This is a genomic window from Phormidesmis sp. 146-33 (genome assembly GCF_052939515.1).
Genome location: NZ_JBJPHU010000055.1, coordinates 30,349 through 41,948 on the forward strand (window position 1 = coordinate 30,349; position 11,600 = coordinate 41,948).

The window sequence follows — 11,600 nt, forward strand, 5'->3', positions numbered from 1 at the left end:
CGATCGCCGGAGATCCTGCCATTGCGTTGAAGCTGAAATTCATTCACCAGGACGAACAGAAGACCATCACGCTGCAATACAATCGATCGGAGGCCGTCCAGCGCACCTATGCTCCCCAGGGTTTGATCGGCTTAATGTTGAATGATTTGCAAGACAAGCGCAAACACTTTGTCGAAGTCGATTTAGACGATCCGTTTTTCCGAGTGTTTACCGTTACAGTAGATGCGCCGATTGACTTTGAGAACATTGGCTTACTCTCGGCTCAGGTGGCGATCGATTACGGCAGTCCCGCGAATGAAGTGGATCACAAACATGCGGACTTTGTATTTGAGCCGGGGAATCAGACCGAGCATAAGTTTGAAGTGTTCATGAATTCAACGTTTGACACAAGCTACGATTACAACGTGCAATATCATTTCGATCCGGGTTCTGAATGGGAAGGACACACTTATTCCTACGAAGTTGTTGCCAATCCTACAGAAGATCGAACGCTACAAATCAATCCCTTTGAGCATTTGGGCTTTCTGGATCTGAAAGTCGTGCCTAACCGAATTGACTGGGGCGCGATCGACTCGATTGACACAGTGCTTTTCTACCAAAGTCCGAACGGCTGGAGCAAAACCAAAACCATTACCCTCGCCGCCAACTCTCCTGCCCAATTCTGGAAACTCCGCCTCGACGACCCCAGCGCCCGCACTTACAGCTACTACCTGATTCATCACCTAAAGGACGGTTCTCGTCAAGAATCTGAGAAAGTCACCACGGAAGCCACGGCGATCGCAGTCAACGATCCGTTTGAAGGGGCATTAGACATCGAATTCATTCCATTGTTCACCCCTGGCTCATTCAGAATGGTCTTCGTTGATGTGAAATATGACGACAAAGACCACCATTACCACCGCGAAGAACGGCTAGAACTATCAGGAACCGCCACCGCACCCGTCCCGCTAAGAATCTCCCTCAAAGATGGCTCAAAGCGCAGCTTCCAATATCGTCTCACCTTCGTCTCAGACAACAAAATGCAACAAGGAGCCTTTACAACGACTGAGGAAACTTTGATTGGCGTAACTCCATAAAAAAGGAAAAAGGGAAGCAATAGGGATCAGGCAGATGGGCAAGTCATTCTCCACCAACTCATCCCTCATCCCTCACTCTTCCAAGCTTTGTCCAGTTGCCTTCTCAATGTAGTCCAGAAGTTTCTGGTAAGTTTCAGCATCCGTTTGCTTGTGAATGACGATCGTCGTCTCTCCATCGGGCACCACAAAAGACAATCGACCCTTCGAGATCTGACAAAAGGCAGCGACTCGATCGAGATCAATCACATAAACGTTTCGTTCGTAAGTTAGTTTGATCCAGAAAGACACACCACTTCCTCAAGTCCTGAGACTCAGCATTCCAGATTGACTGCAATAGTTCAAGAGATTTACAGAAGTTACTCTGAAACTCAAGAGTCGTCCCCAACAATCAACTAAGAACCGAACTAAAAAATGTTGACCCTCATGAATCAACTCATGCATCAACCGAAGTGATTACTTTCATCCCTCATCCCTCATCCCTCATCTCTCATCCCTTCACCCCCACAACCTCCTGCCCTTCTACCTGCGATTCTGCACTCCCTTTCATTCTCAACCCATAAGACAAGGCAGCCTTAGCAAATCCCTTAAACAACGGGTGAGGACTGCTGGGTCGCGACTGAAACTCTGGGTGAAACTGAGTCGCCACAAAAAACGGATGATTAGGAAGCTCAATGATCTCCACCAAGCGCCCATCTGGAGAAGTGCCACTCACCACATAGCCCGTTTCTAAAAACAAACTGCGGTATTGATTATTAAATTCATACCGATGGCGATGTCGCTCATAAATGACTTCTTCCTGGTAAAGGTTGAAAGTGAGCGTGTTGGGAACCAATCGACAGGGATATAAGCCAAGCCGCATGGTGCCTCCCAAATCCACAACATCTTGCTGTTCGGGTAGGAGATTGATCACCGGATTTTTGGCATCAGAGATAAACTCAGCACTGCTGGCTTCTTCGAGATGAGCAATATTGCGGGCCCATTCGATCACCGAACATTGCATTCCCAAACACAGACCGAGAAAGGGAATCTTGTTTAACCGGGCATACTCGATCGCGCTAATTTTGCCATCGACTCCGCGAATTCCAAACCCGCCTGGTACAACGATCCCATCGACTCCGTTGAGATAATAGTCAGCCCCGTTTTCTTCAATATCTTCAGAACTGATCCAGCGCAAATTTAAGCCACTATCAGCCGAAATTGACCCATGTCTGAGCGCTTCGACGACTGACAAATAAGCATCATTTAGCTGTACATATTTACCGACGATCGCGATCTCAATTTGTCCCGTCGGACAGTAGAGCCGCTCGACGATCGTTTGCCACTGACTGAGATTCAACGGGCGCTGTTCGAGTTGCAGCAGGTTGATCGCTTGAATGGCCAGGCCTTCTTTTTCCAAATTCAACGGCACTTCGTAAATGCTGACCGCATCCTGAGACGTGACCACACATTCGGGCGACACATCACAAAACTCTGACATTTTTTGCTTTAAACCAGGCGGCAACGGGCGATCGCTGCGACACACCAGGATATCGGGCTGAATGCCAATCGATCGCAGTTCCTTGACAGAATGCTGCGTCGGTTTAGTCTTCATTTCTCCCGCTGACGGAATCCAGGGCACGAGTGTCACATGCATATACAGCACGTTTTGCCGTCCCACTTCTTTACGAAATTGTCGAATCGCTTCTAAAAACGGTAACGATTCAATATCGCCTACAGTGCCGCCAATTTCAGTAATTACAACATCGGGATTAGTATTATTCGCTACTCTTAGAATTCGTTCTTTGATCTCATTCGTGATGTGTGGAATGACTTGAACCGTACCCCCGTTGTAATCACCGCGCCGTTCTTTATTAATCACCGCTTGATAGATCGAACCCGTTGTCACACTGTTGAGCCGTGACATTGCGGTATCGGTAAACCGTTCATAGTGACCTAGATCGAGGTCAGTTTCGGCACCGTCTTCTGTGACAAACACTTCCCCATGTTGAAAAGGACTCATCGTTCCTGGATCGACATTGATATAAGGGTCGAGTTTGAGAATCGACACCGAGTAGTCTCGTGATTTGAGCAACCGACCCAAACTTGCCGCTACGATGCCTTTGCCAATACTGGAGACAACGCCACCCGTGACAAACACAAATTTAGCCATATCTAGAAGAGCAGAAACGCTGGAGGATAACCCGTTTATTCTACATAGCGATCAGCACTGAGCGAGGGAATGGGGGTTGAGTTGAGCGATCGATCTTAAAGCGATCAAACCAGAGACCGAAGGCTGAAGACCAGAGACTAAAGACCCAAGAGAAGATCTGCGGCATCGCTCCGGTTCAGTCGGCTTCAGCCCCCTAAATCCCCCAAAATTGGGGGACTTTGAATCTGATCAATTGCTTTGCGTCTAGAAAGTTGCTCTTCTCAACTCTCAAAGTCCCCCAGAATGGGGGATTTAGGGGGCGTTCCAGGATTGGTAACTCCTCTAGCAGAAATCTCCTAAAGTCTCTCATCCCTCATCCCTTAAAATATTGACTCGCTCCTCATTCGCACCCGACATGCAAAGATTTCTTGGGCTGGCATTGCTGATGGTATTGTTGGTCACGCTCCCGACTTGGGCGACTTCTTCACCAAACTTAATTTCTACCAGGGTGGCAGACCCGCAAAAGCTGTACGTTGCCTATCCTCCAGCCGATCACAAAACGACGGCGAAACAGATTTTTTTGATTGGGTCGGCTCCTCCAGCAGGGCAGGTTTTGGTGAATGGTGAACGCCTCGACCGCAGTCCTCAAGGTCATTTTGCGCCCAGTTTTCCATTGCAGTTAGGGGACAATCTGTTTACGGTGCGCTATCAAGATCAGGAACTTAAGGTTGCAGTGACTCGTGAACCGCTTGTTCCGCCGTTAGTTGGCGCTGCTTTTGGTCAAGATTCTCTCTGGCCTGCGGTGGATATCGCTCGATTGCCAGGTGAGTTGATTTGTTTTGCGGCGGTTGCCCCTGAGAATGCGCTGGTGTCGGTGAAAGTAGACGATCGTATCCTTCCGCTCCAGCGTCAGACTGTGATGAATTTACCTGCCAATTCGGGAGTGCTAACGGGATTGACGCAGCCTACGTCAGAAGGAGCTAGTCAATATGCGGGATGTGCGACGGCGAATTCGATCGGAGAGCTAGGAAAACCGCAGTATCTTTTGAATTTGAAGGATTCTCAAATCGCCCAAACTGCCCCTGGCAAGATCAGAATTCTCTCTCCCAGCCAACTCGAAATCGCTGAGGTGATCGTTCCTTCTGGGACGGCCCGCACAGGAGCCAGCGCCGACTATTCTCGCCTCACCCCCCTACCGCAAGGCACTCGCGCCACCATCACCGGACAGGAAGGCGACTGGGTACGACTTGATTACGGCGGCTGGATCAATCGCAAAGACGTGAAGATTTCGTCAGGATCGGTGCCTGTACGATCGCTGATTCGCGGGATCACATCGAGACAAGCAGGCGACTGGACAGAAGTGCTGTTTCCCCTCCAGGTGCCCGTTCCCATCACCATCGAGCAGGCTAGAAATACCTTCAAACTGACGCTACACAATACGACCGCCCAGACGGATACGATTCGGTTGACGAGCGATCGCGTGATTTCTCGTCTCGACTGGCAACAAACCGAACCTGGCAAAGTCGAATACACATTCTCGCTCAAGTCTCAATGGGGCTACAAACTGCGCTACGAAGGCACGACATTGATCCTCTCGCTGCGCCATCCTCCTCACTCCTCACTCCTCACTCCTTCCTCCTCACTCTCCGGCTTCAAAATCCTGCTCGACCCAGGACACGGTGGCCCCGAAGACTTTGGATCGAGAGGCGGAACGGGTTACCCCGAAAAAGAAGTGGCGTTGTTGATTTCAAAAGCGCTGCGGGATCAGTTAGTCGATCGGGGCGCAACGGTTTTTTTAACTCGCGAGGAGGACATTGATTTATTACCCAACGATCGCGTCGCCATCATCAACAAACTTGAACCGACGATCGCGCTCAGTCTGCACTACAACGCCTTGCCCGACGACGGAGATGCCATCAATACCAAGGGTGTAGCCACTTTTTGGTACAACGCTCAAGCCTACGATCTAGCCGCCTTTCTGCACGATCATCTGGTCAAAACATTAGATCGCCCCTCCTATGGGGTGTTTTGGAATAACTTAGCGCTGACTCGTCCCACCGTTACGCCGTCTGTTTTATTAGAACTGGGCTTTATGATCAACCCGATCGAGTTTGAATGGATTACCGATCCTCAGTCTCAAAAAGCGCTAATTCTCTCGCTGGCTGATGGAATTACGGAATGGCTGAGGCGCGATCGCTAGACCAGATTTCGGCTTGCTCAAACATACTGCGTGAATTCACACAATTTCTGGAAGTGCTTTACCCAAAATTTATAGGGTCTATGTCAGGATTGAGGGTGATTAGTCAGCTTAGTATCGCCTTTAGCAAGGTGCATAGACTTGAGGAATTTGCCTGTGAATGCTCAGAAGGATGCTCAAAAAATTGATGCGGTCTTACCTTTGACCTTAAAAGATTATCCAAGGTTTGAGATTTTAGATAAGTCCTTCAAACGGTTTTTCAAAGATCTGGGGAAATGCTGGATTGTCACGCCCGATCGGGAGTTTGAGCAGATTAGAGATTTGATTCAAGACGATCGCTATTGTGTGATTGCAGAATCAAGTTTAGTGCCTGAGTTTAAGATTTTCTGCGGCAGTCGATTTAGCATTTTTAAGTCTGTGCCTGGATGGTACAAACAGCAGATTATCAAAATCGCGATCGCCGACAAGATCGAAACCGATTTTTATCTAACATTAGATGCCGATGTAATTTGTACTAAACCAGTTTACTACAGTGATTTAGTGCAAAATGAAAAAGGCGTTTGCTTTATTCACTCGGTTGAAAGAAACACGCAGACTGATTGGTATGGCTGGGCAGAGCAAGTTTTGAAACTCAAATCTCGTCACCGCGATCTGCTGCATAATGTCACACCAGCCGTCTTGAGCAAACAAGGAATTTTTGAGCTACGAGACTACTTGTCACAAATTTATCAACAGCTAAAGGTTCCTGGCACTAAGCGAGAAGTTAGAGCCACTTCGTTGAAGTTTTATGCTCAATTTTTGCCCAAAGATTCCTTACGTCGTAGTCAATTACTGGGTTGGCGATCGTTCCTCTCGGTTTCCATCCCTTGGACAGAATATGGTCTCTACTACATCTTTTTGGAAGAAACTGATCGCTTCGATCGACATCACATTCGCGTCGAAAATTGTCTCTATGCTGAAGACGATTCGGTTTGGTACAAAGAAGGCTTTGATAGCTGGGATGTAGACAAAGTATTTAGCCCCGACAGCAGTCATTTCTTTGTGGTTGTACAAAGCTGGCTTAATTTAGAAGTTGATCAAGTTTGGCAGAAAGTCGATAGCTATCTCAATGACTATGCTGAACCTTAGCGATTGAGCAGAAAGTAATAGGCTTGCACAAAATTCTACAGTATCTATTTCTCTAACTTCCAAACATTTTCAAATGTAGTTTTTTCTGCTTTGAGTGAAGACAATTTGTAGGTTTTTTCAAGTCCATTTCTTAAAGCTTCAGACGGATGAAATAAAAAGAGACTTCTGAAAGCGATCGGAATCTTTGGGATCGCGACAGGCTGATCTTTAGCCGTTGAATTTAGGCAAAAAGCACACTGCGGTTGTATTTGTAAACTAACCTTTTGGTCAAGGTAGTGGCTGAGAGACAGCAACTCTAAAGGGATGGCATCACTGATCAGTAACGGCTTGGGCGATCGATTGATTAAGGTTGCAAGCTGAAGATTTTGGCTATTGCCTTTGCTCCACCAAGTATCTGCTTGAGCGATCGCGTAACAAGAAACAATTCCCATCACAATTAGAGCAGTTGTAACGCCCTTCCAAAACAGATTTTTGATGATTTTAGTTCTGGTAGAAAGCAGTTTGGTGGCTATCAGGTAAGCAATTGAAATTTCAACACTCAAATAAGTGGCAACTAAGTAGCGAGGCAAGATTTTTCCTAATAACGCTAAAAACAATGCTCCAGTACCGCCCAGCAGCAAGACATAAAGCCACGTTGACTTTGAATGATAGTAAAGTGTATGTGCAGCGTAGCCAATGATAGCAATAAAGACGAGATTTAGAGAAGGATACAAAATTTTTGAAAGTAAATACAAGTTGATATCTAAACTAAAAAAATGGATGCTAGAAAAAGCATCTGATGTAAAGTCAAAGAATGTTTGTCTGATGCCGCCAATAAGCTCTCGAAAGGCTCCCAGTCCTCCTGGTGATGATTTGTTAGTATCATTTAATTGGGGAATATTGGCGACATTAACGATTACTAAAAAGAGCCAGGGCAGAGAAATAAGAAGTCCGCATACACTGGAAACTAAATAGTTGATTAACACCTTTTTACGTTGGAGCTTATTGATCACGCCTTCATAAAGACTAATGTAGATTGCGTGAGCGATCGCAGTCATACCAAAAAGCAAGTATGAATGAATTCCTAATACAATGGTCGCCGTATAGAGTGCCCAATTTACTGGATTTGGGTGTTTGGCTGCTCTCAAAAGTGCTGCACTAGAAAGCAAAATCGTGAGTGAAAAGAGAGAATAAGGTCTCGCTTCTTGGGCAAACAAAACATGGAAAGGAGAAATAGCAATAATTCCTACTGCGACCCATCCGATTAAGGATGACTGAAATAACTCTAAACAAAGCCAGTAGAGAGCAGGAAAAATCAACAAACTGATCAAAACTGACAAACTTCTAATCGCCCAGATCGAGTGCCCAAACCATTGAATCCAAAATCGTAAAATGACAAAATAAAGTGGTGAAAGCTGTGGTTCTTCTATCGCTAAATTTTTGACAATATCCATTTTCTGCTTTTCTAAATCAAGCCGCTGAAACTGAGCCAACTCTGTGACGCTAACGACACGGCTGTAAGAAAATGAAGCAATTAACTCAGTCTCGGCATATCCAGAAACCCGAAACAAAGTTGCTGCTTCGTCAAGCCAAAAAATCTTCTTATCAAGATTCGTAGATCTAAAAAGAACACCAACAATTAGCAGAGCGATCGCTAAAATTCGCAGCTTTGCAAAATGGGCTAGAAATATCTTCATAAATCACGTCTGATGAGGGTATTTAAGCCAAGATTAAGAAGAATCTTTGACGTACCAGAGAGGCGACGGTTGGGTTTCGCTTTGCTCAACACCAACCTACAAGAAGCGGAGGAGTTCAGGAGTTTTGTCAGTCAACCAGCGCTAGACCCTTTTCAAACTTCTCTAAGATATAGTGTTGTCAACCATCACGATCGTCATTCATGGAGACTTCTCTACTCGATCAAGGCATTCAGCAAGCGCGTCAAGGAGACTACTCAAGCGCGATCGCAACCTTTAGTCAAGCGATCACCCTCACGCCTCATCTCACCGAGGCTTACTATCGCAGAGGACTCGCTCACTTTGAGTTGGGCAATATTCATGCTGCCGTTTTTGACTACACAGCCGCGCTCAACCAGGATGGCGATCGCAGTGAGTTTTACTATGCCCGCGCTCTGGGTCGCTTGGAGTTGAGAAACTTTTCTGGAGCGCTAGAAGATGTACAGGCTGCCATTCGTCGTAGTCCCAAAGATGCCGATGCCCACCAACTGAAGGGCACGATCGAGCAAAAACTGATGATGCGTCCAGCCGCAATTGGTAGCTTTAAGACCGCCGCTCACCTCTATCTGTCGGCAAAAGATTCTGACAGTTGTCGCCGTTGTCTGCAAAAAATCGAGCAGCTTCAACCATCGCCGCCCCCATCGGAGCCTGAACCGCCGATCGAGATGCCCTCTCATGCCCAACTTTTGGCCAACATTCTCAAAAGGGCCGAAAACGGAAACTGTGCCCAAGCGCTGCAAGACTTAGACTGGGCGCTCCGAGCCGATCCTCAAGATGCGACGGTGTATTGTTGTCGAGCGATCGTCAAAAGCAAAATGGGTGACAAACAAGGCGCGATCGCTGACCTCAACCAAGCCCTAAAGCTCAATCCACAGGATGCGATCGCCCTCCGCAACCGGGGCAAACTTCGTCTACAAATAGGAGACTTTTTGGGCGCAAAAGCTGACCTCAATCAGGCGCTACAGATGAATCCTCAAGATGCCATGAGCTATGTCGGACGCGGCCAAATTGAGAGCGCAATGGGCAATTATCAGGATGCGCTGATTGATTTTTCTCACGCCATCAAGCTACAGCCCGAATACCCCGAAGCCTATCTCGGTCGCGCTCAAGCCTACGCTCATCAAGAAGATATGCAGCAGGCAATCCACGATCGTCAAATCGCAGCCAGTCAATTTTGTGCCCGACAAGACTGGAAAAACTACAACAAAACCATCAGCTTGCTCAACTCATTTCAGCCTGCGATCGCCTCAGATAGCTCAACTTCAGCGAATTTTGCTTTTTTGCAGGACTACGAGCCGCAACTCGCAACGCTGGCCTCGCTGGCAGAAAAATATTTAAGCGACGATCCCGTCACTGGTCTGATGAAACTGCGGCAGTTTGGCGAATTGCTGGCCCAGAGCGTTGCCAAAAAAGTAGCGCTACCCCCCGTTTTGGAGGAATCTCAACTTGATCTGCTGAATCGCCTCTTTGATACGGGCTATTTACCAGAAGAAATTCACCGCAAGCTGCAAGACATCCGTCGTATCGGAAACCAGGCCGCCCACGACTACAAAGGCGAATCTCACGTTGCCCTCAAGCATCTCAAATCTGCCTGGGAGTTGAGCATCTGGTTTTGTCGCGAATTTGGAGACGACTCATTTTCTGCGCCTACTTCTTTTACGCCTCCCGGTCAGCGTTAAGTGCGATCGAGCCTCTGATTTAACGTGAAATCGATAGAATCTTTCGCTACGGTGATTAGGGCAGCCCCCTAAATTCCTCCAAAAATGGGGACTTTGAACCTTGGGTTTCCCGCCGCTTTGGGGCAATTCATCCCCTGATTCAGCAACGCCGCCCGAAGATATGAGTAGCGTATGTTGGGCCTTGTGAAACCCACCACAGAACTTCCTACCTTTGGGGACGATAAACTGGCAGCGTAAAGTGAAAACAACTGCCCTGGTTGGGAACCGAATCGACCCAAATCTGACCATAGTGCGATCGTACAATCCGTTGACAGAGCGATAGCCCAATCCCATACCCATCCTGCGCCTCGTCTCGCTGAAGACGGTAGTGATCTTCAAAAATCCGCTCTCGATTTTCTTCGGGCACCCCTGGCCCGTTGTCACAAACGCTCACCTGTACTTTTTGGGTCGTGCGGTGCAGCATTGAGACGTGAATTTTGCCGTCCAAAGGCGTGTACTTTGCAGCATTGTCCAAAATGTTCATTAACACCTGACGCACTCGTTCTTCGTCAGCGTAGACTTGGGGCAAATCCGTGGGAATGTCAGTTTCGATAACTTGCAGTTTGGTCTTAAAGCGCTCTTCTAAGTCCTGCAAAACATCTTCACACAGTACCCCCAGATCGAGCCGTTTGGGTTGAATGTGTAACTCAGAACTGGTGCCCCTGGCCGCTTGGAGAATGTCAGTGATCATGCGATCGATTGTCCGAATCTGTGTCCGAGCGTGTTTGAGAAGCTGAGTCGTCAGAGCGGTCGTCAGGCGAGAAGCTTCTCTAGCGTTGTGGCCAATTTCTAGCGTCTCGATCGCCAAAGAAGCCGCCGTCAACGGGTTTCTCAAATCGTGCGCCAGCATCGAAATAATCTGATCCTTAAATTGAAGCTGCGCCTGAAGTTCTTCTCTTTCTTGCTTGAGGCGAAAAATCTCATCCGAAAGCTGCAACAGTTCAGTAGAGTAAATCAGAGAAGACGCTTTGGGCAACTCGCTGTCAGAATTGGAGACTTCGGTAAGATCGGGTTCTGGCTCGATCGCTTGATTTAAATAGTCCTCAGCCGATCGTTGCCAGCGCACCCAGGAGTCTTTTAACTGAGCGACGAGGTTAGTTCCCGTCAGGGTCTGTCTGGGTTCGGGGTGAGTTTTGACGAGGGCGGGTGTCGCCACCAAACGAAAATGCTCTGCCAGGTAAGGCTGCTCACTGACATCAATAACTTGAAGGTCAAACGGATACTCTGCGCTCAGTTCTTTTAAAAAGCGACGAATCTGCTGAATCTGCTCGCGAGAATTGGGGCGACGATCTACAAACAGCAGAATCTGTAGAGGCACTTCAGGATTTGTTAACTTTTCAGGAGGTGCCTGCATTTCTCATGAATCGTTAGAACAGACGAATCGAACTGGCTTTGCAATCAAGGTAACAGAGCTTAATGAGCAGTGTCACCTGGTAAGCTAAGTTTCCAAAGGGAACCTTAAACCTAATATACTGTCAACTTTAGACTGAAATGAAGCAGAGTTTATCCGCCCAAGCTTTGATCATCGCAAGGAGAACAATCTATAACTATCTGCTAATTAATAGACTATCGCGTTCTGGGACAGTTGATGAGGGATGAGGGATGAGGGATGAGGGATGAGGGATGAGGGATGAGGGATGA

General features: G+C 47.5%; 8 protein-coding genes. 4 read left to right on the top strand and 4 right to left on the bottom strand.

The window, feature by feature from the left end; translation table 11 throughout:
* Nucleotides 1-1,076, top strand: a 1,076-nt coding sequence (locus ACJ2PR_RS20665) for a hypothetical protein (RefSeq protein ID WP_446878372.1), incomplete at its 5' end; no start/stop codon positions are given.
* Nucleotides 1,077-1,148: 72 nt separating this feature from the next.
* Here the strand turns inward: ACJ2PR_RS20665 and ACJ2PR_RS20670 are convergent.
* Both ACJ2PR_RS20670 and ACJ2PR_RS20675 read right to left on the bottom strand, forming a co-directional pair.
* A complete protein-coding gene (locus tag ACJ2PR_RS20670) occupies nucleotides 1,149-1,364 on the bottom strand; it encodes a hypothetical protein (RefSeq protein WP_446857247.1) in 216 nt (71 codons plus the stop codon).
* Nucleotides 1,365-1,563: 199 nt separating this feature from the next.
* Nucleotides 1,564-3,225: a CTP synthase gene (locus ACJ2PR_RS20675; RefSeq protein WP_446857248.1), complete on the bottom strand. Its 1,662-nt coding sequence runs from the start codon at nucleotides 3,223-3,225 to the stop codon at nucleotides 1,564-1,566.
* A gap of 394 nt (nucleotides 3,226-3,619) precedes the next feature.
* Between ACJ2PR_RS20675 and ACJ2PR_RS20680 the strand changes: the two genes are divergently transcribed.
* Together ACJ2PR_RS20680 and ACJ2PR_RS20685 are read left to right on the top strand one after the other, a co-directional pair.
* On the top strand, nucleotides 3,620-5,404 hold the full coding sequence (locus tag ACJ2PR_RS20680) for an N-acetylmuramoyl-L-alanine amidase (RefSeq protein WP_446878373.1): 1,785 nt from the start codon (nucleotides 3,620-3,622) through the stop codon (nucleotides 5,402-5,404).
* 153 nt (nucleotides 5,405-5,557) lie between these two features.
* Nucleotides 5,558-6,529, top strand: a complete 972-nt coding sequence (locus ACJ2PR_RS20685) for a DUF6492 family protein (protein WP_446878374.1) — start codon at nucleotides 5,558-5,560, stop codon at nucleotides 6,527-6,529.
* 44 nt (nucleotides 6,530-6,573) lie between these two features.
* Here ACJ2PR_RS20685 and ACJ2PR_RS20690 read toward each other — a convergent pair whose 3' ends face one another.
* A complete protein-coding gene (locus tag ACJ2PR_RS20690) occupies nucleotides 6,574-8,205 on the bottom strand; it encodes a glycosyltransferase family 39 protein (protein ID WP_446878375.1) in 1,632 nt (543 codons plus the stop codon).
* 200 nt (nucleotides 8,206-8,405) lie between these two features.
* Between ACJ2PR_RS20690 and ACJ2PR_RS20695 the strand changes: the two genes are divergently transcribed.
* Nucleotides 8,406-9,920 (top strand): tetratricopeptide repeat protein, encoded by a 1,515-nt coding sequence (locus ACJ2PR_RS20695; protein ID WP_446878376.1) that lies wholly within the window; start codon nucleotides 8,406-8,408, stop codon nucleotides 9,918-9,920.
* 205 nt (nucleotides 9,921-10,125) lie between these two features.
* Here the strand turns inward: ACJ2PR_RS20695 and ACJ2PR_RS20700 are convergent, their stop codons facing one another.
* Nucleotides 10,126-11,313, bottom strand: a complete 1,188-nt coding sequence (locus tag ACJ2PR_RS20700) for a histidine kinase (RefSeq protein ID WP_446866796.1) — start codon at nucleotides 11,311-11,313, stop codon at nucleotides 10,126-10,128.
* Nucleotides 11,314-11,600 lie beyond the last annotated feature (287 nt).